The following is a 26,298-nucleotide window of genomic DNA, read 5'->3' as shown; positions in this document are numbered from 1 at the left end:
CGCCGATGGACATCTCGCGCTTTTTCATCGACCGCCCGCGCTTCGCCACGGTCCTGTCGGCCTTCATTTTCCTGACCGGCCTGCTGGCGATCTTCCAGCTCCCGATCTCGGAGTATCCCGAAGTGGCGCCGCCCCAGGTCGTGGTGCGCGCCCAGTTCCCGGGCGCCAATCCGCGCGTGATTTCGGAAACGGTCGCGGCGCCGCTCGAAGAGCAGATCAACGGCCTGCAGAACATGCTGTACTTCGAAAGCCAGGCAACCGCCGACGGCAGCATGACCCTGACCGTCACCTTCCGCGTCGGCACGGTGCCCGAGGACGCGGAAACGGCGGTGCAGAACCGCATCAACCGCGCCCTGCCGCGCCTGCCCGACATCGTGCGCCAGATCGGCGTGACGACCGAGAAGCAGGCCCCCAACCTGACCATGGTGGTGCACATGGTCAGCCCGGACAACAGCCGCGACGCGCTCTACCTGCGCAACTACGCCAACCTGAACGTGCGCGACAACCTGCTGCGCGTGCCCGGCATGGGCTCGGTGATCCTGTTCGGCGCCGGCGACTATGCCATGCGCATCTGGCTCAACCCGCCGGCACTGGCGGCGCGCGGCATGACCGCGGCCGACGTGATTGGCGCCGTGCGCGAGCAGAACGCCCAGGTCGCGGCCGGCGTGGTCGGTTCGCCGCCGACGCCTGAGGATACCGATTTCCAGCTGCAGGTCAACGCCCAGGGACGGCTGGCGCGCGAAGAGGATTTCGCCGACGTCATCGTGCGCAGCGACCCGGCCACCGGCGCCGTGGTGCGCGTGCGCGACGTCGGCCGGGTCGAGATGAGCGCCAACTCGTATTCGCTGCGCAGCCTGCTCAACAACAAGGAGGCGGCGGCGATTGCCATCTTCCAGTCGCCCGGCTCGAACGCGCTGCAGCTGTCGCAGGACGTGCGCGCCACCATGGAGCAGGCCAGGGCTTCCTTCCCAAAAGGGGTGTCCTACAACATCGTGTACGACCCCACCCGTTTCGTTCAGACCTCGATCGAAAAAGTGGTCAGCACCCTGGTCGAGGCGGTACTCCTGGTGGTGCTGGTGGTGATCGTCTTCCTGCAGACCTGGCGCGCTTCGGTGATCCCGCTGCTGGCAGTGCCGGTCTCGATCGTCGGCACCTTCGGCATGCTGCTGTTGCTGGGCTACTCGATCAATACGCTGACCCTGTTCGGCCTGGTGCTGGCGATCGGCATCGTGGTCGACGACGCCATCGTGGTGGTCGAGAACGTGGAGCGCAACATCCAGAAAGGCCTGACGCCGCACGAGGCCACCGTGAAAGCGATGCGTGAAGTCAGCGGACCGATCGTGGCGATCGCGCTGGTGCTGTGCGCCGTGTTCGTTCCGCTGACCTTCGTGCCCGGCCTGTCGGGCCAGTTCTACAAGCAGTTCGCGGCCACCATCGCCATCTCGACGGTGATCTCGGCGATCAACTCGCTGACCCTGTCGCCGGCGCTGGCGGCGTTGCTGCTGCGTCCCCATGACGCACCGAAGGACAAGGTGATGCTGGTGATGGACCGGCTGTTCGGCCGCTTCTTTCACTGGTTTAACTGCTTCTTCCAGCGCCGCAGCAAGCAGTATGGCAACGGCGTCACCGCCCTGCTGGCGCACAAGTCGCGCGCCATGCTGGTGTACGTCGTGCTGGCGGGCCTGACCGTCCTGCTGTTTGCGCGCACCCCGACCGGCTTCGTGCCGGCGCCGGACAAGCAGTACCTGATCGGCATCGCCCAACTGCCTGCCGGCGCCTCGCTGGCCCGCACCGAAAAAGTCATCCGCGACATGTCCGACATCGCCCTGAAGGTGCCCGGCATCGTCGATTCGATCGCTTTCCCGGGCCTGTCGATCGCCGGCTTCTCGGCCGCGCCGAACGAAGGCATCGTGTTCTTCGGGCTGGCGCCGTTCGAGCAGCGCACGGCTGCTGCGCTGTCGAAGGATGCCATCCTGGGGCGCGTCAACGGCGAGATCCAGGCCATCCAGGGCGCCCGCATGTTCGTCGTTCCGCCTCCGGCCGTGGACGGCCTGGGCAGCGCCGGCGGCTTCAAGCTGCAGATCCAGGACCGCGGCGGCCTGGGCGAGCAGGCGCTGTACGGCGCCGCCTGGGGCCTGCTCGGGCCCATCTACGGCAACCCGAACTCCACCATCGGCACGCCGTACTCCACGTACGACATCAACGTTCCCCAGCTGTTCGCCGACGTCGACCGCACCAAGGCCAAGCAGATGGGCGTGCCGCTGCAGGCCATCTACGATACCTTGCAGATCAACCTCGGCTCGCTGTACGTGAACGACTTCACCCGCTTCGGCAAGACCTACCAGGTGGTGGTGCAGGCCGACTCGCCGTTCCGCTCCCAGGCCGACAGCATCGCCCGCCTCGAGACCCGCAACGCCGCCGGACAAATGGTGCCGCTCGGCTCGGTGATGCAGGTGACGCCCACCTTCGGCCCGACCCGGGTCACCCGCTACAACGGCTTTCCCGCGGCCGACATCAACGGCGCGCCCAAGGCCGGCTTTTCGAGCGGCGAAGCGGAAGCCGAGATCGAGCAGCTGGTGCGCGCACTGCCGCGCGGCATGTCCTACGAGTGGACCGACCTCAGCTACCAAGACCGGCTGACCCGCTCGGTGACGCTGCCGGGGCTGGGCGTCGAAGTGCCGACCCTGGCGGCGGTGCTGCTGCTGTCGGTGGTGCTGGTGGTGCTGGTGCTCACAGCCCAGTACGAAAGCTGGTCGCTGCCGCTGGCCATCATCATGATCGTCCCGATGTGCATCCTATCGGCGCTGCTGGGCGTGCGGATCTCGAGCCTGCCGCCCTTCCACCAGACCGGCGACCTGAACCTGTTCACCCAGGTGGCGCTGGTGGTGCTGGTCGGCCTGGCCTGCAAGAACGCGATCCTGATCGTGGAATTCGCCAAGGAGCTCGAGGAGCGCGGCATGGCGATACGCGACGCCATCATCGAAGCCTGCCATCTGCGGCTGCGCCCGATCCTGATGACCTCGATCGCCTTCTGCGCCGGGGTGCTGCCGCTGATCCTCGGCAGCGGCGCCGGCGCCGAGATGCGCCGTTCGATGGGCATCGCGGTCTTCTCGGGCATGGTCGGCGTCACCCTGTTCGGCATTTTCCTGACCCCGGTGTTTTACTCGCTGCTGCGCGCCGGCACCGAAAAGCACCGCGCCCATGCCGCCGCCGTGCGGCACGAGATCGATGCCGCTGCCCACCCTTTCCACCCCGGTATCGACGATGCCGCACCAGGCAGGGAGCAGGCATGAGCGTGTCCCTGCGCATCGGGCGCGCCGGCGCCGTGACGCTCGGCGCGCTGGCGCTGGCCGCCTGTTCGCAGGCGCCCAGGCTGGCCCTGTTTTCGCCCCCCGCCCAGGAGCGCTTCGTGCATGCCCCGCAGGACGCGCAGTCGACCGAACCGGTCGGCGCGTTCTGGAACGGCTTTCGCGATCCGCTGCTCGACGACCTGGTGCGGCGCGCGCTCGCCGCCAACACCGATGTGCGCAGCGCCGCGGCCAGCCTGCGCGAAGCGCGCGCCATCAGCCGCGGCGCCGACGCCAACCTGCTGCCCAGCGCCGGCCTGGCGCTGGGCGCCGCGCGGGTACGTGCCCAGGACGACCTGGGGCTGACTTCCACCCGCAGCAACTACGCGGCCAACCTTGACCTGCTGTGGGAAGCCGACCTGTTCGGCGGCCTGGGCGATGCCCGCCGCGCCGCCCGCGCCGGCGTGCGCGCCGGCGCCGAGGCGGTGCGCGCGGCGCGCGTCAGCGTGGTGGCCGAAGTGGCGCGCAACTACTTCGAACTGCGCGGCCTGCAGCAGCAGCTGCGCGTGGCGCTGGCCTCGCTCGACACCCAGCAGCAGGCGCTGCGCCTGGTGGAGGCGCGCCTGGACGCCGGCCGCGGCACCGCGCTCGACACCGAGCGCGCCCGCGCACTGGTGCAGTCGACGGCGGCCAATGTGCCGGCCCTGGAAGCGTCCCTGATCCGCACCAGGCACCGCATCGCCGTGCTGTGCGGCCAGCCGCCGTCCACGCTCGACGCCGCGCTGGCGCTTGAACAGCCGCTGCCCGGGCTGCAGGCGTTCGCCCTGTCGGCAATCGGCTCGCCGGCCTCGCTGCTGCGGCGCCGTCCCGACATCCTGGCGGCCGAGGCCCAGGCCGCCGCCGCCGCGGCCCAGGCCGGCGTGGCGCGCAGCGCGCTGTTCCCGCGCGTGATCCTGGGCGGCACCCTCGGCCAGAACGCGTCGCGCCTGGGCGCCCTGGGCGACGGCGCCTCGTATGTCTACAACCTGGGCGCGCAGCTGACCTGGAACCTGCTCGACTTCGGCCGCATCCGGGCCCAGGTCGCGGCCGCCGACGCCCGCAACGAAGCAGCCATGATCGCCTACGAGCGCACCGTGCTGGCAGCGCTCGAGGAAACCGAGGGCGCGCTGGCCGCCTACACCCGCAGCCAGCGCCAGGCCGGCCTGCTGTTCGACGCTGCGCGCGCGTCGGAACAGGCGGCGCTGATCGCACGCGAGCGCTTCGCAGTCGGGTCCACCGATTTCCTGACGGTGCTCGATGCCGAGCGCGAGCTGCTGGCCGCGCGCGAGCGCCTGGCGCAATCGCAGACCGGCGCCGCCACCACCCTGGTGGCGGTGTACAAGGCGCTCGGCGGAGACTTTATAGCCCCCGGCGCGCCGGCCGGGCTCAGCGCTCCGTCTGGTTGACTTCGAAACTGTAGGGCACCTGGATCAGGGTATCGGCCGGAATCCCGGCCGGATGCGGATAGCGCGCCAGCGCGCGGTCGGCCACGCTGCCCAGTGCGGCCGCGAAACTGTCGCCCGCCCCCTGTGTCTTGCGGGCGCGCAGCTTATCGGCCCTGGCCCTGCCCAGGAGTTCGTATTCGCGCGATGCGCCGCGCTGCAGCTCGATGCGCGGCACACCAGGGAGGAAGCGCAGCGTGACGTCGCCGCCAATGCCGAGGCCAAGCGCCAGTTCCGGGTATTTCACCTCGGAGGACATGGTCGAGAGGACGCCGGCCACATAATTGCAGTAGGCGAGCCGCTCTTTTGGCCAGGCGGACAGTTCCGCGACAAAGCGGCCGGGATCGGCGGCGGCTTCGTTCGACACGGCGCAGGCCCGCACCACAAACCTGCGCGACTTCCCGGCCCACCAGAGCGCTGCGGCCATGTCCGGGCCGTTGACCGGATCCGCGTAACCGGCGGCCAGGCGCGCAGCCCCGTCAAGTTCACCGGCGTCCTGCGCCTGCACGTAGAAGCCCACCGCACGGTCCCAGTCGCGCTTGACGCAGATGCCGTTCTCGTACATCGATCCGGCCAGCAAGGACATTGCCGGATAGGCGTCTTCCAGGCCGCTGTTGAGCCGCTTGACGGCAGTCGGGCAGTCGCGGGCGGCGATGCTGGCGCGGACGGCGCCGACAGCCATGTTGCCGGCAGGGCTGCCGGCAAACGCCGCAGGCGCTGCCGCCAGCAGGAGGAGCAGGGAAGCGGTCATCGATGCGCGCACGGCAGGCCTTCGGGTGGGGTGAAGTAAGGACAGGACTTTAGCAGAGCGCAGGACGGGAATTCTCTCCATTCTTCACACTTGCAAAAGATCAGATATCGAGCGGATCCACTTCCAGCGACCAGCGCACGCGCGACTTCATCGCGCGCAGCAGGGCCAGCCACTCTTTCAAAAAAGCCTGCAGCGCCGGGCGCGAGTTCGATTCGACCAGCAACTGGGCGCGGTCGACGTTGTACACGCGCGTCATCGTCATCGGGATCGGATCGTTGATGGTGATCGCTTCGCTCGGCAGGCGCATCTCGAGCTTGATATCGCGTGCTTCTTCGAGGAAGGCGATGGCGGTCGCCAGCTCCGGCGCTTCCGCGCGCAGCAGCGCCTGGTACATGTAGGGCGGCAGCGCGGCCTGGTGGCGCTCTTCGAGCAGGTTCATGGCGAAGCGGTCGTAGTCGTGGCGCACCACGGCCGAATACAGCGGATGCGCGGCATAGCGGGTCTGGATCAGGACTTCCGAAGCCAGCCCGGCGCGCCCCGCCCTGCCCGCCACCTGCATCAACTGCGCGAACAGGCGCTCGCTGGCCCGATAGTCCTGCGAGAACAAGGCGGTGTCCGGATTCAGGATGCCGACCAGGGTCAGCTTCTTGAAATCGTGGCCCTTGGCGACCATCTGGGTGCCGATCAGGATGTCGACCTCGCCGCGGTGGACGGTGTCGAAGGCTTCCTGGGCGCTGCCCTTTTTGCGGGTCGAGTCGGCGTCGATGCGCAGGATGCGCGCCTCGGGGAACATCGCGGACAAGCCTTCCTCGAAGCGCTGGGTGCCGCGTCCGAGCGGTTGCAGGTCGACGTTGCCGCAAGTCGGGCAGTGGCGCGGGATGCGCAGCTCCAGGCTGCAGTGGTGGCAGCGCAGCCGGTGTTCGGGCTTGTGCAGCACCATGAACGAGGTGCAGCGGGTGCAGTTGCTGATCCAGCCGCAGGATTCGCAGGTGATCACGGGCGCATAGCCGCGCCGGTTCAGGAACAGCAGCGACTGCTCGCCGCGGTCCAGGCGCAGGCGCAGGGCCGCCATCAGGCCGGCGGTCAGGCCTTCCTTCGGCTTGTCGCGCTCCATGTCGATCACGCGCACGGTCGGCAGCACGGCGTCGCGCACGGCGCGCTCGCGCAGCTGCAACAGATCGTAGCGGCCGGTCTGGGCGTGGTGCCAGCTTTCCAGCGACGGCGTGGCCGACCCCAGCACGATCGGGATCGCCAGCTGGCGCGCCCGCCAGACGGCCAGGTCGCGCGCGGAATAGCGCAAGCCTTCCTGCTGCTTGTACGAAGGGTCGTGTTCTTCGTCGATGACGATCAGCTGCAGGTGCGGTAGCGAGGCCAGGATCGCCAGGCGCGTGCCCAGCACGATGCGCGCCTGGCCCTGGTGCGCGGCCAGCCAGTGCAGCATGCGTTCGCCTTCGGACAGGCTGCTGTGCAGGGTAGCAAGCAGCAAGCCGGGGAAGCGCGTGCGGATGTTGCCCTCGAGCTGGGGCGTCAGGTTGATCTCGGGGACCAGGATCAGGATCTGCGCTTGCGGATCGCGCGCCAGCACCTGGGCGCAGGCCTGCAGGTAGACCTCGGTCTTGCCGCTGCCGGTAACGCCGTAGAGCAGCGCCGGCGTGAAGCCGACGGCGCCGCCGATGGCGTCGGCCGCCGCTTGCTGTTCAGGGTTCAGGGGCGGCATGCCGAGCGGCGCCGGGTCGCCGGGCGGCGCCAGCTTCGCCATTTTTTTCAATGCGCGGTCGAGGGCGACGGTGGTTGGCAGGCGCAGGTTTTTCGGCAGGCCGGGCAGCGCCACCTCGCCCAGCGGACGCTGGTAATAGTCGGCCGCGAAGCTCGCCAGCGCCAGCCATTGCGGCAGCAAAGGCGGCAGCTGGCTGCGCACGGCGATCGCGTTTTTCAGTTTGTCGGCGGGGACGTCGCTGTCGGCGGCAATGGCGACGATCAGGCCGACGACCTCGCGGCGCCCGAAACTGACCAATGCCAGCTGGCCCACCTGCGGTGCAGCATCGGCTTCGTGCGGCCAGCCGTAGTCGAAAACGCTATTGAGCGGCGTGTCGAGCGCGATTTGAAGAATGCAGTACGACAATCTTGACCTTATACCCGAGGCTGTGGACAACTTTGTGGAGAATGAAGCGCTTGACCCATGCAGAAGTTTACGTTAAGTCAAATCCGCCCTCTTCCCATGAAAACTGGGGAAAAATAAATCACGCAAATTCAATGACTTAGCACCATCAAAGTAGTCCACAGTAACTAGCTTCCTGAACTGCAACGATTGTGTATAACTGTGTTTTTGCTTGCTGTAAATAGCCGACCGCTGTGAAGATTTAAACAATTATCTCCGATGCATACGGTAAGTGCTTGTCGGTGCAGGAGATTTTACTGATGACCTGTCCAGCCTGTTGATAACTTTGTGAACAAAGGTGAACAAGCTATCATTTCTGTGACGTAAAACTTGCTGCCAGACGGTTATTTATCCTGCATAAGCCAGATTAAATCGAATGTATTCAATGGCTTAGCAAGTTCGCAGGAATACTGTTCATGAGCACAGGCTGAAAAACCATAGTTTTACAACATGTGAACAAGTGTGATTTTTGTGCAGTGCGAATGCTGTCAAAGCGGTTCAGCGCCAGGCCTGCGCTTGCCGGACCGGCGCTGAGGGAATGCATTTTCAGGCGCCGCCGGCGCGCTGGCGGCGGCTGAAGTTGTGCACTGCTTCCACCATCGCCGTCACCGACTCCGGCGGAGTGAATTGCGAAATGCCGTGGCCGAGGTTGAACACGTGGCCGGAACCGTTCGATGGCGTCCCGTAGGCAGCGAGCGAGCGCTCGACTTCGGCGCGAATCTGCTCGGGGGCCGCGAACAGGATGGCCGGATCGAGGTTGCCCTGCAAGGCGACACGGTCCCCCACCAGCGCGCGGGCGCGGCCCAGGTTCACGGTCCAGTCCAGGCCGAGCGCATCGGCGCCGCAATTCGCCATTTCGTCGAGCCAGATGCCGCCGCCCTTGGTGAACACGATGGCCGGGATGCGCACGCCGTCTTTTTCGCGCTTCAGCTGGGCCAGGACCCGCTCCATGTAGCGCAGCGAGAATTCCTGGTAGGCGCCATCGGCCAGCGCACCGCCCCAGGAATCGAAGATCATCACCGCCTGGGCGCCGGCGTCGATCTGCGCGTTCAGGTACTGGGCGACGGCGGTCGCGTTGATGTCGAGGATGCGGTGCATCAGGTCCGGGCGCGCGTACAGCATCTTCTTGATGGTGTGGAATTCACGCGAGCCTTGTCCCTCGACCATGTAGCAGGCCAGGGTCCACGGGCTGCCGGAAAAGCCGATCAGCGGTACGCGGCCATTGATCTCGGTGCGGATCTGGGTGACGGCTTTGAACACATAGTCGAGCGAGTCCATGTCGGGCACCTGCAGCGCCATGACCTCCGCTTCCGTGCGCAGCGGGCGCTCGAACTTCGGACCTTCGCCATCGGCGAAGTACAGGCCCAGGCCCATCGCATCGGGCACGGTCAGGATGTCGGAGAACAGGATCGAGGCATCGAGCGCGAAGCGGTCGAGCGGCTGCAGCGTCACTTCGGTGGCATAGTCCGGGTTCTTGGCCAGGCCCAGGAAGGAACCGGCGCGGGCGCGCGTGGCGCGGTACTCCGGCAGGTAACGCCCCGCCTGCCGCATCAGCCACACCGGTGTGTACTCGGTCGGCTGGCGCAGCAGCGCGCGCAGGAAAGTATCGTTCTTGAGCGGGGCAAATTGTGGCATGGCTGGCAATAGTGGCTGCGGAGGACGGCTATTATCGCATCCTCCGCAGCTGGCGGGCAGTGGCGCGCGGCGCTAGCCGAGCACGTCGGCCCAGATGTGGCGGGCCCATGCCTCGGCGTCGCCGCCTTCCTGGGCCGAAGGGCGCTCGGACAGGAAACTGGCGCCCTGCGCCTGCATCCCCTGTTTTGCCGGATCGTAGCGGTACAGCGTCGAGATGCGCATTGCCTGCCGGTCGTCGATGAAGCTGTAGCAGGTGTTGGCAAAGGCCGGCAAGGGGTCGGGCGCCTCTCCCCGCATCAGGTCGACAATGGCGCGCGCACAGATCTTCGCCTGGGCATTGGCCATGTGCGCCGATTTGGGCAGGTTCGATTCGATGGCGTCCCCAATCACGTGCACACGCGGCAGCACCCGCGATTCATACGTGATGAAATCGACATCGCACCAGCGCCCCTCGCTGTTGGCCAGGCCGCAATCGAGCGCGATCCTGCCTGCACGCTGCGGCGCAATGATGTTCAGAACATCGGACCGGACCGTATCGAAGGCGGTGCTGACGGTGTTGGTCGCCACGTCCACTGCCTGCAACTCGCTGCCCGGCAGGTAGTCGATCATGCCCGGGTACAGATCGCGCCATGCGCGCTCGAACAGGGCGCGTTTCGAGGTAATCACGGGATTGGCATCGAGCACCACGACCTTCGAGCGGGGTTTGTATGTTTTCAGGTAGAACGCGGCCAGGCAGGTGCGTTCATAAGGCGCAGGCGGGCAGCGATATGGCTGCGCCGGAACGGCGATGGTGAACACGCCGCCATCGCGCATCGCTTCGAGCTGGCGGCGCAGGATGCGCGTTTGCGGCCCCGCCTTCCAGGCATGGGGAATCCGTTGCTGGGCGCCGGCCAGCCCGGGCAAGGCGTCGAAGATGAAATCGATGCCGGGGGCGAGGATCAGGCGGTCGTAAGCCAGTTTTTTACCGTCGACCAGGATGCGCGACCGGTCCGCATCGATTGCCGTCACGCTGCCGCGCATGAATTTGACGCCATGGTTGTGCAGCAGCCGATCATAGCCAAACGTGATGTGTTCGAGCCTTTTTTGGCCGCCGATCACCCGGTTGCTGACCGGGCAGGAGACAAAATCGGCGTTCCGGTCGACCAGGATGACCTCGATGCGCCCGCCGCTGAACGATCGCACATACCTGGCCGCCGTCGCGCCGCCAAAGCCGGCGCCGACAACCACGACCCGGCCAGGGGAGGCCTGACGCGGTTTGCCGAAGGCCGCCATCGAGACCAGGGCCGATCCGGCCAGCGCCATTTCGAGCACATCGCGCCTGCGCATCGGCTTTACTCCCATTCCAGGACCGGGTACAGCAGGTTGACGTTGCGCCGGTTGACGGCGTCGAACAACTGCCAGTGCGCCCGCTCGGAGGCGGCCGCGGTCGCCATGGTCTCCGTCATGCCGGCGCCCTGCCGGATGCTGGCGCGCACGTCGCGCAGCAGAGTCGTCAGGTAGCTGCGCTGCCTGGCCAGCGCGCCATGTTTGTCGCGGGTGACGGGGCCGTGCCCGGGGATGGTCGCGCGCGCCTTGATGGTGCGTAGAGCATCGATCGCGGCGAGCCAGCCCTGGACATCGCCATCGATCGACGGCGTGCGCTCGATGAAGAGCAGGTCGCCGGTCCACAGCGTGCCGCTGGCGGTATCGAACACGCTCAGGTCGTGGTTCGTATGGGCGTTCGGCCAGGCCGTCAATTCCAGCTGCCGCTTGCCGAGATCGAGGACCAGGCGCTGACTGACGGTTGCGGTCGGTGCGATCAGCCTGCTTTTTTCAGCGCCGCTGCCCAGTTGCTGTTTCAGGTTGCGCAGGTACAGGTCGCCGCGCGCGGCCATCGCCTGCGCCAGCCCGGCATGCCCGATGAATTGCGGCGGCGTACCGGAATCCATGAACGCGGCATTGCCGAAGACGTGATCGGGATGTCCATGCGTATTGATCACGTAGCGAATCGGCAGCCGGGTGATCCTGCGCAGCGCGTCCTTCAAGGCCATGCCGACGGCATAGGAGCCGCCCGTATCGATCACCGCGACGGCATCACGACCGACCACGAAGCCGATGTTGGCGATATCGCCATCGTAGCCCTCGTCGAAATCCTTGTGCTGCCCGATGTGCACATACACGCCCGGTGCAAGCTGCTGGAGGTGCAGCGGCGCTGCAGCGGCCTGCGCGGCTGCGCTGACGACGATCAGCCAGGCCACACGCAGCAGCGACCACATCTAACCTCCGACCTTGAGCGACTGGCGGAAGGTGGCGCCCTGGTTGTCGCGGATGACGACGTGCAGGGCGCCGGGCTGGTCGGCCAGGAAGCCGAACTGCAGCGAGGGATTTTCGCTGACGCCGATCGAGGTGTCCGCGGTCATGACCGGTTTGCCGTTATACGTGACGTCGATCTTGTCGATGAACCAGGCCGGCCGGAAGCCGTTCGTGTTCAGGTCACGCTGCAAGCCGGTGTACATCGGATGCTTGATCAGGAGCCGGGCCTGGTTGACGTCCCCGCGTTTGAATGGCCCGTCCAGCGCGATTTTCATCTTGCCGGCCGCCGCCGCCGTCTCCGCGTTGTCGCCGAGTGCGGGGCCGCCGCAACCGCCGGACGCCTTGACGGTCGTGGCGTTGACATACAGCTTGCCATCGTTCGATTCGGCCACGACGTGCACCGGCGACTCGGCGTCGAAGCGGATCCGGGTGGCCACTTCGGCCTTGCCGCTCTGCGGCTGGAAGTGAAACACCGCCGTCACGGGCACCGGATTGGCGTCGACGATGACGGTGACCTTTTTGATGTAGCGGCTTGCCGTCATCGGATGGTCGATGCTGAACGCGAAAGGCACCTGGTCGCCGGCGGCGGCGCGCGCGGGCGCGGTCAAGCGGATAAAAGGCGCCGCCTCGAGTTGTTTGCCAGGGAAGTAGGCAGCCTGCAAGGCCGCCCAGGATGGATTGTCCTCCTGGGCGAACGATGGCGGCGGCAAGGCTGACAAAGCCAGCATGGCCAGGCTCAGGAAAACGGACGCACAGCGCGCGCCCTGCAGACGAGTTTTCATCAAATCAACCTTTAGCCAGGAGTGGAGTCGATGTCACGATAACTATACCCCTGAAATCTTTTGTATGAATCGTATTTCACGGAGCACCCGACTGCGGCGTGCATGCGCAAACCGTCTTGTCGCAGGGTAGGCACGGGTCGGCGCATTCCGCTGGACCGGGCTCAAGCTGCTGCCTAAGGTGGAAGCTTCCACGCACGGGAGTTTCCATGCGCGTCCACCTGTCTTCCCTTCTTCTTGCCTGCTGCCTGGCCGGCCCGGCACACGCCGCCGATACCGTCGCCGCGGGCGCCCGCGCGGCCGATGTGGCGGCGATCCACGCCATCGTCGAGCAGTTCAAGACCGCCATCATCAAACGTGACGGCAAGACCCTCGGCAGCCTGTTCCTGCAAGACCACGACAGCTGGCTGTCGGTGGCCGACGAGGCGGTCTGGGCGAAGATCAAGGCCCGCTATCCGAAGGCACGCAAAGTGACGCCGTCGAGCTGGAAGAAGTTCGCCGAATTCATCCAGACGTCAGACAAGCCGATCGAAGAACGTTTTTATAACGTGCGCGTCGACACCAATGGTGCGGTCGCCTCGGTGTGGTTCGATTTCGATTTTCTCGAAGACGGCAAGGTGACCAACCGCGGCAGCGAGAGCTGGCAGATGGTGCGTGCGGAAAATGGCTGGAAGATCAGCTCGATGCTGTATTCGATGGGCGACTGAGGCGATAGAATAGCAACATACCAATTCGAAAAGCCAGCGTGAGAGTCGAAACGCCCCTGCTCGTCCCCGTGCTGGCCGCATTGCCGGTCGCCGCCTGCATGGCCATCCTCGGGCTGCCCGTCTTCGGCTACGAACATGCGGCGGCCTTCCGCAGCCTGTTCTTCGTCGCCTGCCTGGTATGGCTGGTTCCGCTGGCGCTGCTGCAGCGCGCCATGTGGCGCCGCGATTGGCCCTGGGTGCGCATGGCGCTGGTGCTGCTGGCGGCCAGCTATGCCATGTCGATCCTGAACGCCGTGCTGGGACAGCGCCTGGGGATCGCGCTCGGGCTGCAAAAGCACTACCGCTGGGATGAACTGGCCGAGGGCCTGGACGGCTGCTGGCTGGCCCTGATCGCGTTTTGCGCGGTGCATGCGGTGGCGGCCTACTACCTGTCGCTGCAGCAGGTGCGTTTGCATCTGGCCCAGGCCCAGGCCGCGGCGCGCGACGCCGAGCTGCGCGCGCTGCGCCTGCAGGTCAATCCGCACTTCCTGTTCAATTCCCTGAACGCGATCTCGGCGCTGGTCTCAAGCCAGTCGAACCGCGAGGCCAACCGCATGCTCGGCTGCGTGTCCGACTTCCTGCGCGCCACCCTCGCGCACGACGGCCGCCACGAGCATTCGCTGGCGGAAGAACTGGCCCTGCTCGACGCCTACCTGAAGATCGAACAGGCACGCCTCGGCGAACGCCTGTGCTTGAGCATGAAAGCCGGTCCCGGCCTGCTGGATAACGTGGTGCCCTACCTGATGCTGCAGCCCTTGGTCGAGAACGCGATCCGGCATGGCATCGCGCCGCTGTCGGCCCCCGGCCGGCTCGACATCCGTCTCGAGCGTGCCGGGGACCGCCTGCTGGTCGAGGTGCTGAACGACGGTCAGCAGCCGGCGCAGCCGGGATGCGGTATCGGCCTGCTCAACGTGAGGGAGCGTCTGCGCCATCTGTACGGCGACGAGCAGGCGGTCGAGGCGGGATGGACGCCGGACGGCCGCTTCGGCGTGCGCATCGCCATGCCCTTACGCAGCATGGAGGCGGCGGCATGACGATCCGGGTCGTCATCGTCGACGACGAACCGCTGGCCAGGCTGGCGGTCAAGCTGAGGCTGGCGCGGCGCGGCGGCTTCGCGCTGGTGGGCGAGTTCGGCGACGGCGACAGCGCTTACGCCGGTATCCTGGCGCTGCGGCCCGACCTGGTGTTCGTCGACGTCCAGATGCCGGGCAAGACCGGGCTCGAGCTGCTGGCCGCGCTGCCGCCGGCGCAGCGGCCGATGGCGATTCTGCTGACCGCCTACGACAGCTTCGCCGTGCAGGCGTTCGACCTGGCCGCGCTGGATTACCTGCTGAAACCGGTCGATGACGACCGCCTGGACGAAGCGCTGGACCGCGCGCAGCAGGCCTTTCCGTATCGCGCCCACGGCCGCACGCTGCCACCAGCGCCGCCGACGCTGCGCAGCTTCAGCGTGCGTGTCGGCGCGCGCACGGTGCTGGTGCCGGTTGCACAAGTCGAGCGCATCGAGGCCGATGGCGACTACGCCACCCTGCATGCCAACGGCAAGACCTGGCTGGTGCGCGAGCGCCTGCACAACCTGGCCATGCAGCTCGATCCGCGCCAGTTCCACCGCGTGCACCGCTCGACCATCGTACGGCTGGACATGGTCGCCGAGCTGCGCTCGCTGACCAACCGCGACGCCCTGCTGCGCCTGCATGACGGCAGCCTGCTGCGCGCCAGCCGCACCTATATGCCCGCGCTGGCGGAAGCACTCCAGCAGCTCGACAAGAAATCGGCATGACGCAGCTTCAAGCCACATCCGCCCGCTTCGCCGGGTTCGACATACCGGATCGAGGGCCAGGCGTCAGCATGCTGCGCTTCATAAATTCCCGGTCAATTGCGGTTGTGCGGTAGCGTCTGCTTCCCACAACGCAAAACGCCCGCTGTACTGCAGCGGGCGTTTTCACTTCTCACTAGCGGCAGGCTTACTTGCGGGCGCGCTGACGCGAACGTGCCAGACCGAGGCCGGCCAGCGCCACGCCGATGAGTGCCAGCGAACCAGGTTCTGGCACGTCGACTGGATTGCAGGTCGGGTCAGTCGGTGAGCAGGCAGCACGTGCGGCGGTGCCGATGAACAGCTGCTCGAAACCGTTGTTCAGATCACGGCCATAAGGTACTCCGTTGCCGCCGGTGCAATTGCCTGCTGCCGTGGCCGGATCGCAGCCGAGGCGCAGGTCCATATGCAGGGTATAGCCGGCCAGTTGTTCGGTCGACAAGCTATTGAACAGGCTGTCGAGTTGGCCATTGAGCTCAGGGAAAAGAATTGCGTAAGCAACATCTTCCGCACCCAGATTGTGGTTGACCGGTGCACCGGCACCAGGGGTCGCACAGTTGACAGGCGCACCAGCGATGTAGCAGATCGAGCCGCCCGACAGGACGTAGTCGGTATTGGCGTTGGTGCCGGCGATCGGGCCCGACCCGTCCGAGGTGTAAGTCGTCACATCGCCCATGAACGTACCGCCACCGCCCTGGGTGAACAAGTTGTAGGCCGAGTTGTTATTCGACAGTTCATACAGGCCAATCTGTTCACCGAGGTTGTTGGTGATCGTAAGCAGCGTCCAGGCGGCCAGGCTCTGCGTTGCACCCTGCGCAAGGTTGGTCTGATTGTTATTGAAGAAGAAGACCAGCTGATCGTTCAGCAGGAAGTTTTTCAGCGACGCCAGCGATGCATCCCAGGTGTTCACGCCATTGAAGGCGACGCTGCCGTTGGTGCCGTTATTGGGCGATACTGCCGTCGAGAAATAATTCGAACCACTGACGCCGTTTGGCGTGGCATATGCATTGTCCATGCCAGCGACATTCGTCGTCAGGCCAGCACCGTTGGAGCCGGTCGCAATGACGATCAAGTCCTTGATGGATCCTGGCGTCGAGCTGACATTGAATTGGCAGTTATTTTTATTTTCGCAACCCAAGGCCGCGGTTGGCAAGGAGTACGATTGCGCATCGCCATACTGAACATAGCGCTGTCCAGCAAGATCGACGATCGGATCCGCATTCGCGGTGCCGACGACGGTGACAGCAACCAAGGCTACGGCGAGCGTACTGAGGCAGTTTGAAACGGTCTTTTTCACGATGTCCCCTTTGAAATATGATTTGTAGTCAATGTGATTACCTACACCGTTAAGCATAAAACGTGCCATAGCTTAGCGAAATCAACAAAATCAACTACTTGGCATGCTATTTCACAATAATTTACATTTAACAAATACTATTAATGTAAAGAAATTCGATATGATTTTTGTGCAAGTTTCTGGTGTCGTGATTCTGAGTCTCGTGCTCGGCAGAAGTCTCGCCGATCAGGCATTCAAAATCGCCGCCGAGCAGACCGGCAAGGATTCGAGATCCAGGGGTAAATATTGTCTTGAAGGGCGATCGCACCCGCTGCAGCACGAATGCGATGCCACTCTGCCCGCTTACTTCCCGATCAGCACCGGCTCGCCAAAGCCCAGTTCCTTCATCCGCGGCAGCTGCGTCTTCGCATCACCCACCACCAGCCACACCATTTTCGACGGATCCAGGTATTTCTGCGACAAGGCCTGCACTTGCGGCAGCGTCATCGCCTTGACGATCCCTTCGCGTTCCTTGACGTAGTCGGCGCGCCAGCCGTATTTGCTGATGTTGTCGAGCATGCCCAGTTTGGCGCCGGCGGTCTCGAAGGCGCGCGCATTGCTCTTGACCAGGAAGTTCTTGGTCGTTTCCAGGTCGGCTGCCGAATAGCTCGAGCCGTAGTCCGCCAGGATCTGTTTGACCAGTTGGGTGGATTCGAGCGTGACGTTGCTGCGCACACCGCTGGCAATCACGAAGGGTCCGGCGCTCTTGCTGCCCGAGAAATTCGAATTGATGCCGTAGGTGTAGCCTTTACCTTCACGCAATTGCTGGGTCAGGCGCGACGCAAAGCCGCCGCCGCCCAGAATGTAATTGGTGACGGTAGCCGGGTAGTAATCCGCATCGGTGACCGGCAAGGCACGGTAGCCGACCTGGATCACCGATTGCTTGGCATCCGGCACATCGACAAAATACACGCGGGCAGGCGTCGGGGCGCTCACCGCCAGCGGGGCTGGCAGCGTGACGGCTTTCGCCTTCCACTCGCGCTCCAGCCCGGCCAGCGAACGCGCGACGGCCGCTTTCGGCAGCGGGCCGATCAAGTGCATGCGGGCGTTCGATGGCGACAGGTTGGCGCCGTAATATGCCTTCAGGTCCTCGATGCCGATCGCATTCACGGTCTCCGTCGTGCCGAGGATGTTGCGCGAGCGCGGATCTTCTTTTGCGTAGACCAGCTTGGCGAAATTGATGGCGGCCAGCGCGTTCGGGTCGGCGTCCTGCTGGCGAATCTGGCTCAGCACGCTTTGCTTGATGAGGGCAAATTCCTTCTCGTCCCAGCGCGGTTGCAACAGGATTTCCTGCACCAGGTCCAGGGTCGCCTGGTAGTTGCGCGCCAAGGTGGTCACGCTGATGCGCACGTCCTCGGCACGGGCCGCGACATTGATCGTCGCGCCCAGTTGCAGGATCGCTTCTTCCAGCTCTTGCGGGGTCTTCTTGGCGGTACCTTGCGTCATCATGCGCGCCATCAGGTTGGCGACGCCCACCTTGTCGAGCTTGTCGAGCAGCAGGCCGCCGTCGATCGCGATGTCGAACTGCACCAGCGGCACTTCGGCGTTTTCGATACCCAGCACGCGCATGCCGTTGGAAAGCTGGGTGTCCCACACCGGCGGCACCTTCAGCGCCGGGGTCGGCCCGTAGCCGGGTTCCTTGCTGCGGTCGAAACTGGAGGCGGTTCTGGTATAGGCCGCATCGGCGCTGGCGTCGACTGCCGTTTCCGCGCCCTGCACCACTTTTTCTTCGACGACTTCGGCCTTGGCCGAGCCGCTCAGGGCCAGCGCCAGCTTGCCTTTCGGGACGAAACTGGTCGCGACATACGGCTTGCCCTTGATATACGTGTCGTACACGCGGCGCACGTCGGCCGGGGTCACCGCCATCGTCTTCTTGACGCCTTCGGTCACATAGCCCGGATTGCCGGTCAAATAATTGTATTCGGCCAGCAGCGCCGATTTGCCCAGCACGCTGGACACCGTGTTGTAGAAGCGGGTCTCGAGGCCGGCCTTGATGCGGTTCAGGTCCTTCTCGGCGATGCCTTCTTTTTCGAATTTGACGAAGGCCTTGTCGACTTCGGCGGCTACCGCATCCAGCGGCTTGTTTTCGAAGGCACGGATGCGCAGCATGAACTGGCCCGCCAGTTCCGAGGTCTGGTTACCGATTTGCACGTTCGGCGCCAGCTTGCTGTCTTCCACCAGCACCTTGTAGAAAGGCGCGCGCTTGGTCTGCGACAGGTATTCGGCCAGCACTTCGAGCGCATACGAGTCCGGGTGCAGGTCGGGAACCGTTGGCCAGGCCATGGTCAGTTCGGGCAGTTTCGCGAAATTGTCTTCGTGGGCCAGTTTCACCGTTTGCTTGACCACGCCGGGGCGCTTGGCCATCGGCTTGATGGTCTCGCCACGCTTGATCTCGGAAAAATATTTTTCGACCCATTTGCGCGCTTGCACCGGATCGAAGTCGCCGGCCAGCACCAGGGTCACGTTGTTCGGCACGTACCAGAGACGGAAGAATTCCTTGACGTCGTCGAGCTGGGCATTCTGCAAGTCGTCCAGGGAACCGATGACTTGCCAGTTGTATGGATGGTCAACCGGATACAGGGCCTTGTTGATGACGTAACGGGTGTGGCCGTAGGGCGCGTTGTCCACGCCCTGGCGCTTCTCGTTCTTGACGACCTGTTTTTCCTTGGCCAGGACCGGATCGGTGACGGTATTGATGAACCAGCCGAGCTTGTCCGCTTCGGCCCAGATCATTTTTTCCAGCGCATCCTTCGGCACCGTCTGCAGGTAGTTGGTGCGGTCCTGCGAGGTCGAGCCATTGGCGCCGGAGCCGCCGATGCGCGCCGTCATCTTGTCGAGGCCGCCCTTGCCGAGGTTTTCCGATTCCAGGAACAGCAGGTGTTCGAACAGGTGGGCAAAGCCGGTGCGGCCGGCTTTTTCACGGCTCGAGCCCACGTGCGCGGTGAGGTTGACGGCTACCACAGGATCGGAGCGGTCGATATGGAAGATCACTTCCAGGCCATTGGGCAGCGTGAACTTCTGGAAGTCCACTTTCAGGGCCGCCTTCGGCGCCGAGGTTTTCGGCACGGCGGCCTGGGCCGGCACCAGTGCGGTCGAGGTGAAAGCGGCGGCGACCAACAGGGTCAGGGGAAGAATCTTCATGCAATCAGGTCCTCGGAATGGAAAAAGAGGCGCCATAAAGCGCCTGGGGCTGCTGGATAGTATTGTAATTTCTTGATTGCTACAACGTCGACCAGGGTCCGGCAGGGGGCGTGGTAGGTATGCGGTGTGGCAGGAGAATGGCGGCGATCGCATTCGGGCCGTGGCGCTGCTGAATAGTGTCGCGCAAGCTGAGGCTTAAATCAGACATCTTAAGCGTTAGCTCAGCAATGAGCCCTACACTTCCAGGCTACTCAGGGATTGGGAAGGTGCCACATGCACTCTCGTAGGGATCGGCTCGCAGCGCAAAAAGTCCAGGTCGCCCTGGTATTCCAGAAGATGCTGGGCAAGGATGAGGCGCGTGCCTATCTCATCGAGAACAATTTTGCGGAAGCGAGTATCGACAGAATCCTGAATGGCGACGCGACGCGCAAGCGTGCAATCCCCGTTCGCAACGCAGGAAGCGTGACCCTGCGCGGCAAGGCGCCAGTGCCGCCCGGCGTACTGGCGCCCATCGATCAGCAGTGGCGTGACAGCAAGCGCCGGGCTGCGATTAAATGTGATTGACCTTCGGGGTCTTCGCTTGGCCACGGGCCTGCCTGTCGGGACATACGCGGCCTGAAGCGACCCTCTCCCTGACGACTTACTCCTTCGGCGGATTACCCGTGTACAACTCGTCATCCTCCGTGGTGTACTGCTCCCACAAGTCCATGACGAAATCCTCCAGCCACCAGAAGAGGCTGAAGAGCGCGAAGATGATGTATACCCAGAACCACACCTTGTCCGGATACGGCGTGCTGTAGGCCAGAAAATACTTTTCGACTGCAAACGAGATGCCATAGGCAGAGACCACCCCGCCAAGCCGGAAATTGCGCTTTTCGTCGGGGCTGAACTGGTGGCGCTTGAAGTAGGCCAGGGCCTTTTTGTAACGCATCATGCATTTCTCTCCAAGCCGCTTAATAGCTGATGCTGATCGCGTTCAGCATGCCCACGGCGATCGACAGCGTCGCCAGCAGGATTGCAGGGGCGACCTTGCGTTCGCGGATGCAATTACCGCAGCCATTCATCTTGTGCAGGATCTGGAACAGGATCATCTGCACCACGCCGGTGATGGCCGCCCATTTCGCCATCTCGACCAGGCTGTGGGTGTAGAAGATCGCGGCCATCAGCGGGAAAATGAAGCCGAGGATGGCGCCCGAGAAAGCGACCGACGCGGCGACGTTGCCTTCGCGGACCTCGCGGAACTCGTTATAGGGCGTCGTGACCGAATAGATGACCATGAAGGCGGTGAGCAGGGCGACTGCCGTGAGCAGATAGCCAATGAAATTGATGAAGCCTGGATCGATGGTGTAGCCGGACATGTTGTTTCCTTTTATTCGAAGTAGTGTGGAACGAAGTTGCTCATATTGGTTGTAATCGGGTTGGCATCCTCGCGGATGCACATGCCCGCTGCCGCATCGCCTACCACCCAGGCGCCGATGACGGGATAGAAGCCATCGTGTTGTTTCAGTTCGATGAGCTGCTGCAGGATGTAACCTTCCGCGCCGTACTCCTGCTCCTGGCCCCTGGCGATCTCCTTGCCGTCCCGCAGCAGGGAAATGTTGGCGCCTTCGCGCGAGAAGAGGGGCTTGCGCGCGTACGACCTGAAGCCGGCGGGAAGGATCTCGTGCTCGAAGTAGGCCGGAAGCAGCAGGCGGTGGCCCGGATACAGCTTCCAGAGGATGGGCAGGATGGCTTTGGTCGAGAACATCGCTTTCCACAAGGGCTCTACGAGCTGCGTGTTCGTGTTCAGCAGGTGCACGCCGAAGTCTTCGCGCATCATCCATTCGAGCGGATAGAGCTTGAAGAGGATGTCGATCTGCTGATCGTCCTGGTCGACGAAATAGCCCGTACTGTGGTCAAAGCCGAGGCCTTCGGTGAAGACGTGCTTGACATCGAAACCCGCCTGCACCGCGGTGTCCATCAGGTAGTGCACGCAGATCCAGTCTTCCTCGTTATCCGAAACCGAGGCGAAGTGGATACGCCGCGGCAGCGGACCGGTCGGACGGCGCTTCGTGACGACCGTGTTCCATTGCGCCACCAGCTTGTCGTGCAGGGAGTTGTACTGGTCGGCGTGGGGCTTGACGTCTTCCAGCCAGTCCCATTGCGACACGGCGCTCTCGAGCAGCGATGTCGGCGTATCGGCATTGAACTCCAACATCTTCGGCCAGCCCTCGCCATCGAAGGCAAAGTCGAAACGGCCATACAGCGTCGGATCCTCGTTGCGCCACGACGCAGCGACAGTATCGTGGAACCGGGGCGGAATGCCGAGCGAGCCGAGCAGGCGATTGTTCACCACATACTCGCCCGCCTCTTCCAGCATGTGCAGCAACTCGTTGGTAGCCGACTCGATGCGGCCTACCTGCAGGCTGGTAAATTTGTATGCCGCCGATTCTTTCCAGTAGTTGTCCCACGCGTGGAAGGACAGGCCGCGCGATTCCAGCCGCAGCGCCTTGTTGGCGCGCTCGTCCAGCTTGACTCGTTGCATGCCTAGCCTCCGAAGGAGCCACGGCTGCGGCCGCCGCCGAAGCCGCCGCGAGCAATGGACGGGGAACGGTAGGACGACACGTCATTGCGGGTGACGATGGTGCTGCGCCCTGGCGCGATTGCCGCTGCGCCGGAAGCGTCGGCCCGGTGGCTGTTGTATGCGCCGTAGCTGCTTGGCACGGCGCGGGCGCGGCCCTTGCGGTCGATGAGGTAAGGCGTGCGCTTGCCGTGGCTATAAAAATAGCGGGGACCAAAATAGACGCCGCCGCTACGCTCGCACTCATCGTCGTCCCAGTCACGCTCGCACTCTTGCATCGTCGAGTACGCATCCTGGCGCGTCTCTGCTACTTGTTGCTGGGGCTGCTCGTCAGCGACATCGGGCGTGCAAGCGCTCAGGAGCGCAGTCGACCCGAGCAGAAGAAGCGGTACCGCTTTCGATTTTTTCATTTTTTTTATGGGATTAAGAAGTCCTGAAGCTGAGCTGCTTCTGCTTCGGCGGGTCGCCAGCCACTTTCGACACCGCCTACCTGGCCGAGGTAGGCCAGGGATTCATTGAGAATAAAATTGTGATCGACATCCTCCGGCTCGATCACTCCCTCCGAGGGATGCAGCAACATCCACTTGATCGATGCGACGATCGTCGCGACGACCTGCATCGATGTCGCGTTGTTATACGGCGCCAGCGATTTGGCTTGCTCGACAGTCAGGGTCGAACCATACCAATAGGCGCCGCTATCGTGGATCAGCAGCGCACCGAGTTCGTCCTGTCCAGTCACAGGATTTTGCATGACCGTTTTCTCGACTGCGCCCGGATTCTCGGTCTTGCTCCTGAGGCGATCGATCATCGCCATGGCTTTCTCGCATGGCCGGTATGCGTAATAGACGGTGGGGCAATACTTGGGTTCGCGCAGCGTCAGCATCGCTGCAATGGAGTGCGCCTCGTGGTGCGACACGAGATGCGCTTCCTGCTCACCGGCCGAGGGGACCCAGGAGCGGACCCTGGTATCCAATCCGGTCCTTCCGGGCATATAGACGCTGCCGGGGCCATCGAAGCTCATCACGTCATTGCGCGGCCCTTCATGCGATCCCCATCCCATTTCGACAGGCTGGTGACAAAGCTCTGCAATGAAACCATCCACCGACCAGGTATTCACAAAGGTATTAGCGGGGTAGCGCAGCCGATCGTCCTGGGTATCGCATTCGGCGATCTGCACCGTGGTGACGCCAAGGTCCATTGCCAGCGTCGCGTAATTGCCGTGAAACGCGGCGCCTTTAATCAGCGCGAGCTCCTCCAGACCCTTTTTCACGAAATGCGTGATCAGGCCGGGATTCGCACCATTCGCCACCAGGGCAGTCGCCTGCCCCTTCCCCCGCAAACGCAACGCCTGCTGTCGCAACGCGTAATTAGTCAACTCCCCGGCTTGATATCCGCCCTCCCAGGGTTCCAGGCAGGTATCGAGGTACATCACCCGATTCTCGCGGCACCATGTCATCAGAGCGAGCGATGACACATTCACGGACACGTTGATCAGCAGGTCGCCAGGACCAAGGGCCGCTGCGAGAACATCCTGGAAGTTATCCGCTTTTAATGGATGCAGTGTGAACAGCACGCCGTATTGCCGCGCCACGTCGACGCCGCGATTATCGGCAGCAAATGCGCGAATCGACGCCAGTTCCGGGAAATGACGACGCAACATGGGGGTCAGCGCCTGGCCAATGCTTCCATATCCAATCAGGACTATTTTCAATTTCCATTACCAATCGATTGCCACCTTAAGGCCTAAAGCCAGCCAATTCTCTCAAGGTGTTAATTCCACCCGTCATTTTTTCTTTCCAAAGTTTATCTTTGAATTTAAGTGTCGGCAATATTTACACTTGCGGTCGTTGTAAATATAGCGAAATGCAATATTCATAGGCAGCATTAACGATGGCACGATTTATGCAATGTCGATTAAATGCGGCGATTTCGTCAATTCCAGGCAGAAGTCTCTGCAAGGGAGACGGTGATACTGCCGATAATTGATTTTTTTGACACATAAAAATTACCCAGGAGATGCATCATGGTTCATTGTGCTGTCCGTCGTAGCAATTTTCGGTTCCTACTCGCCGCTGTCAGTTGTCCTCTCCTGGCCGTGCTGGCCACCTTGCCGGCGCATGCTTCGAGCCACCGCGAAGCACCATTTGTCGCAACCCAGCCGAAGATCGACGGTACCGATCTGTATGCTTTCAATAGCTATGAGCAAGGCCGTTCAGAATATGTCACGTTAATCGCTAACTATCAGCCCCTGCAGGATCCGTTCGGTGGCCCGAATTATTTCAAGATGGATCCAAACGCCATCTATGAAATTCACATCGATAACAACGGCGACGCAAAAGAAGACCTGACCTTTCAATTCCGCTTCCAGAACGTCTTCAACCGGATCGCGCTGCCCATCGGCGACCAGAGCGTTCCCATCCCGCTGACGCAGGCGGGTCAGGTCGAGGGACCGAATTCGCCGGCCCTGAACGTCAACGAGCGCTTCACCGTGACACTGATCCGCGGCGACCGGCGCAGCGGCCAGGCGGCGACCTTGTCGCGGGTGGGTACCGGGGGCACGACTTTCGACAAGCCGGTCGACAACATTGGCACCAAGACCATTCCGGAATATGCGGCCTATGCGAACCAGCATATCTATTCGGTTGCGATTCCCGGTTGCTTGATTCCGGGCCGCGTCTTCGCCGGACAGCGGCGCGAAGGCTTCGCCGTCAACCTCGGAACCATTTTCGACCTGATCAACGCGCCGCTGTCGGTGATTACCGATCCGGCTTTGATCAACGCGGCGCCGAATCCGCTGGCAAACAAGAACATCACCTCGCTTGCGGTCGAGGTTCACAAGAGCTGCCTGTTGTCCACGACGACATCCGATCCGGTCATCGGCACCTGGACCACCTCCAGCATCCGCCAGAGCCAGCTGGTCAATGCAAATCCGCCGTCCGGGCATCAAACCACGATCAGCTATGGTGGCGCTTTCGTGCAAGTGTCGCGGCTCGGCATGCCGCTCGTGAACGAAGTGATCATCGGCCTGCCCGAGAAGGACCGCTTCAATGGCGCGCTGCCGCAAAACGATGGCCAGTTCGCCACCTATGTCACCAATCCGACACTGCCAAGGCTGGTCGAGATTGCCATGGGACTGACTGCCGGTAGCGCTGCGCCGCGCAACCTCCCGCGCCTGGATCTGGTCAACACCTTCCTGACCGGCATTGCAGGCGTGAATCGACCGCTGAACCCGGTGCCGTCCGAAATGCTGCGCTTGAACACGGCAATTCCCGCCGTAGCCTTTCCCCAGCAAAACCGGCTGGGTATCGTCGGCAACATGCTCGCGGGCGGCTCGGACAATGCCGGCTATCCAAACGGCCGCCGGCCCAAGGATGACGTGGTAGATATTTCCCTGATCGCGGCGATGGGTGGCCTGTGCCTGGCAAACGGGAATAACAATGCCCTCGGCTTCGGCGCCGCATGCAACCCTTCCGCCGTGCCTTTGGGTGCGACCGCTCTCCGGCTACATGACGCTGTCGACCAGGCGGTACAGCCCTTCCTGTCGGGCTTCCCTTACCTGAACACGCCCCTTCCCGGCGCTCAATAAAATCCACTACGGAGTCTCATATGAAATTATGCATTCGATCATTGGCAGCGGCACTGGTTCTTGGCGCGAGCCAGGTTGCCGGGGCCGCCGTAATCAACTTTAACGATCCCGCCCTCATCGACATCGACAACGACACCGGCCGCGCCACCTACCGTGAAAGCGGCTTCGCCCTCACCGGCGAGGCAGGCGGCTTCCTGACGATCGACGGGCTGGGCGCCGCGATGACGAGCGCCCTGGTACTGATCAATGGCAATACGGTCAGCCTCATGGCAGACGCTGGAGGCGAGTTCAGCTTTTCACGCCTGTTGGCGGGACGCCTGGATGCCCAAACCGCGGCAATGCTCAGCATCACCGGCATCTTCGGCGATGGCAGGCAGCTCAACACCATGTATGCGCTATCGGACCTGTCCAGCCTGTCGGTGCCGACCTGGCGCGGGCTGACGGCACTGCGCTTCATGGCCACCGGCGACCTGGTGATCGATGACATCGGGGTCGATGTCGCCGCCACCGACGTGCCGGAACCGGCATCGGCTGCGATGCTGCTGCTGGGTATGGGAGCGCTGCTCGGGGCACGCAGCGCGGCGGCCGCGCGGCTGCGGCGCAGGAAAGCGCAGGTCGGCATCTCGTAGCCCGCCAGCTGGCGGAGCTGCAGTCGATCTCGTTCATCGCCAGATCGACGGCGTTTCGCCGGCTCGGGTCCGATTCCCCAAGGCCAGCGGGCCTTGGCGGCGCA

The 26,298-nt window shown here is 63.5% G+C and carries 21 protein-coding genes; 8 read left to right on the top strand and 13 right to left on the bottom strand.

Annotation, left to right across the window (positions count from 1 at the left end):
• Positions 1–5: 5 nt before the first annotated feature.
• Both AC56KZ_RS13860 and AC56KZ_RS13855 read left to right on the top strand, forming a co-directional pair.
• Positions 6–3,293, top strand: coding sequence for an efflux RND transporter permease subunit (locus AC56KZ_RS13860; RefSeq protein WP_497162757.1), 3,288 nt, complete (start codon positions 6–8; stop codon positions 3,291–3,293).
• On the top strand, positions 3,290–4,732 hold the full coding sequence (locus AC56KZ_RS13855) for an efflux transporter outer membrane subunit (protein ID WP_497162756.1): 1,443 nt from the start codon (positions 3,290–3,292) through the stop codon (positions 4,730–4,732). The genes AC56KZ_RS13860 and AC56KZ_RS13855 overlap by 4 nt, the downstream gene beginning before the upstream one ends.
• Here AC56KZ_RS13855 and AC56KZ_RS13850 read toward each other — a convergent pair.
• From AC56KZ_RS13850 to AC56KZ_RS13825, 6 genes are all read right to left on the bottom strand, one after another.
• Entirely contained in the window at positions 4,713–5,531 is an 819-nt protein-coding gene (locus AC56KZ_RS13850; RefSeq protein ID WP_497162755.1) for a hypothetical protein, read from the bottom strand. The genes AC56KZ_RS13855 and AC56KZ_RS13850 overlap by 20 nt on opposite strands.
• A gap of 88 nt (positions 5,532–5,619) precedes the next feature.
• Positions 5,620–7,641: a primosomal protein N' gene (locus AC56KZ_RS13845; protein WP_497162754.1), complete on the bottom strand. Its 2,022-nt coding sequence runs from the start codon at positions 7,639–7,641 to the stop codon at positions 5,620–5,622.
• A 582-nt stretch (positions 7,642–8,223) separates the two neighbouring features.
• Positions 8,224–9,312, bottom strand: a complete 1,089-nt coding sequence (gene hemE / locus AC56KZ_RS13840) for a uroporphyrinogen decarboxylase (RefSeq protein ID WP_497162753.1) — start codon at positions 9,310–9,312, stop codon at positions 8,224–8,226.
• A gap of 72 nt (positions 9,313–9,384) precedes the next feature.
• Positions 9,385–10,638, bottom strand: a complete 1,254-nt coding sequence (locus tag AC56KZ_RS13835; RefSeq protein ID WP_497162752.1) for an FCSD flavin-binding domain-containing protein — start codon at positions 10,636–10,638, stop codon at positions 9,385–9,387.
• A gap of 5 nt (positions 10,639–10,643) precedes the next feature.
• The gene (locus AC56KZ_RS13830; RefSeq protein WP_497162751.1) at positions 10,644–11,567 is read right to left on the bottom strand and encodes a quinoprotein relay system zinc metallohydrolase 2; all 924 of its coding nucleotides are present in this window, start codon (positions 11,565–11,567) and stop codon (positions 10,644–10,646) included.
• Positions 11,568–12,386, bottom strand: coding sequence for a quinoprotein dehydrogenase-associated SoxYZ-like carrier (locus AC56KZ_RS13825; RefSeq protein WP_497162750.1), 819 nt, complete (start codon positions 12,384–12,386; stop codon positions 11,568–11,570).
• Positions 12,387–12,592: 206 nt separating this feature from the next.
• Here AC56KZ_RS13825 and AC56KZ_RS13820 point away from each other — a divergent pair, with 206 nt between their 5' ends.
• Genes AC56KZ_RS13820 through AC56KZ_RS13810 form a run of 3 tightly spaced genes read left to right on the top strand, consistent with a single transcriptional unit; the run spans position 12,593 to position 14,909 of the window.
• On the top strand, positions 12,593–13,090 hold the full coding sequence (locus tag AC56KZ_RS13820; RefSeq protein ID WP_497162749.1) for a nuclear transport factor 2 family protein: 498 nt from the start codon (positions 12,593–12,595) through the stop codon (positions 13,088–13,090).
• Positions 13,091–13,128: 38 nt separating this feature from the next.
• Complete coding sequence (locus tag AC56KZ_RS13815) at positions 13,129–14,163, top strand: sensor histidine kinase (protein WP_497162748.1); 1,035 nt, start codon at positions 13,129–13,131, stop codon at positions 14,161–14,163.
• On the top strand, positions 14,160–14,909 hold the full coding sequence (locus tag AC56KZ_RS13810) for a LytR/AlgR family response regulator transcription factor (RefSeq protein ID WP_497162747.1): 750 nt from the start codon (positions 14,160–14,162) through the stop codon (positions 14,907–14,909). The genes AC56KZ_RS13815 and AC56KZ_RS13810 overlap by 4 nt, the downstream gene beginning before the upstream one ends.
• 184 nt (positions 14,910–15,093) lie before the next feature.
• Here the strand turns inward: AC56KZ_RS13810 and AC56KZ_RS13805 are convergent, their stop codons facing one another.
• Positions 15,094–16,239 carry a PEP-CTERM sorting domain-containing protein gene (locus AC56KZ_RS13805; RefSeq protein WP_497162746.1) on the bottom strand — a complete coding sequence of 382 codons (1,146 nt, stop codon included), beginning with the start codon at positions 16,237–16,239 and terminating at the stop codon, positions 15,094–15,096.
• Positions 16,240–16,581: 342 nt separating this feature from the next.
• Positions 16,582–19,419, bottom strand: a complete 2,838-nt coding sequence (locus tag AC56KZ_RS13800) for a M16 family metallopeptidase (protein WP_497162745.1) — start codon at positions 19,417–19,419, stop codon at positions 16,582–16,584.
• A 336-nt stretch (positions 19,420–19,755) separates the two neighbouring features.
• Here AC56KZ_RS13800 and AC56KZ_RS13795 point away from each other — a divergent pair, with 336 nt between their 5' ends.
• Positions 19,756–19,983, top strand: coding sequence for a hypothetical protein (locus tag AC56KZ_RS13795; protein ID WP_497162744.1), 228 nt, complete (start codon positions 19,756–19,758; stop codon positions 19,981–19,983).
• Between the two features lie 76 nt (positions 19,984–20,059).
• Here AC56KZ_RS13795 and AC56KZ_RS13790 read toward each other — a convergent pair whose 3' ends face one another.
• The 5 genes from AC56KZ_RS13790 to AC56KZ_RS13770 are packed head-to-tail and all read right to left on the bottom strand — an operon-like array spanning position 20,060 to position 23,690.
• A complete protein-coding gene (locus AC56KZ_RS13790; RefSeq protein WP_497162743.1) occupies positions 20,060–20,353 on the bottom strand; it encodes a hypothetical protein in 294 nt (97 codons plus the stop codon).
• Positions 20,354–20,372: 19 nt separating this feature from the next.
• The gene (locus AC56KZ_RS13785; RefSeq protein WP_497162742.1) at positions 20,373–20,777 is read right to left on the bottom strand and encodes a DUF350 domain-containing protein; all 405 of its coding nucleotides are present in this window, start codon (positions 20,775–20,777) and stop codon (positions 20,373–20,375) included.
• Positions 20,778–20,788: 11 nt separating this feature from the next.
• Entirely contained in the window at positions 20,789–21,943 is a 1,155-nt protein-coding gene (locus tag AC56KZ_RS13780) for a glutathionylspermidine synthase family protein (RefSeq protein WP_497162741.1), read from the bottom strand.
• Positions 21,944–21,945: 2 nt separating this feature from the next.
• The gene (locus tag AC56KZ_RS13775) at positions 21,946–22,389 is read right to left on the bottom strand and encodes a hypothetical protein (RefSeq protein ID WP_497162740.1); all 444 of its coding nucleotides are present in this window, start codon (positions 22,387–22,389) and stop codon (positions 21,946–21,948) included.
• Positions 22,390–22,394: 5 nt separating this feature from the next.
• Positions 22,395–23,690, bottom strand: a complete 1,296-nt coding sequence (locus AC56KZ_RS13770; RefSeq protein WP_497162739.1) for a saccharopine dehydrogenase NADP-binding domain-containing protein — start codon at positions 23,688–23,690, stop codon at positions 22,395–22,397.
• Positions 23,691–24,002: 312 nt separating this feature from the next.
• On the opposite strand from AC56KZ_RS13770, the gene AC56KZ_RS13765 reads away from it, so the two are divergent.
• Together AC56KZ_RS13765 and AC56KZ_RS13760 are read left to right on the top strand one after the other, a co-directional pair.
• Positions 24,003–25,565, top strand: coding sequence for a DUF4331 domain-containing protein (locus AC56KZ_RS13765; RefSeq protein ID WP_497162738.1), 1,563 nt, complete (start codon positions 24,003–24,005; stop codon positions 25,563–25,565).
• 20 nt (positions 25,566–25,585) lie between these two features.
• On the top strand, positions 25,586–26,194 hold the full coding sequence (locus AC56KZ_RS13760) for a hypothetical protein (RefSeq protein ID WP_497162737.1): 609 nt from the start codon (positions 25,586–25,588) through the stop codon (positions 26,192–26,194).
• The last annotated feature ends 104 nt before the right edge of the window (positions 26,195–26,298 follow it).

Source organism: Telluria sp. LT2P34 (genome assembly GCF_059685915.1).
The sequence above is the reverse complement of the archived record's forward strand: the minus strand, read 5'-3'. Positions and strand labels throughout refer to the sequence as shown.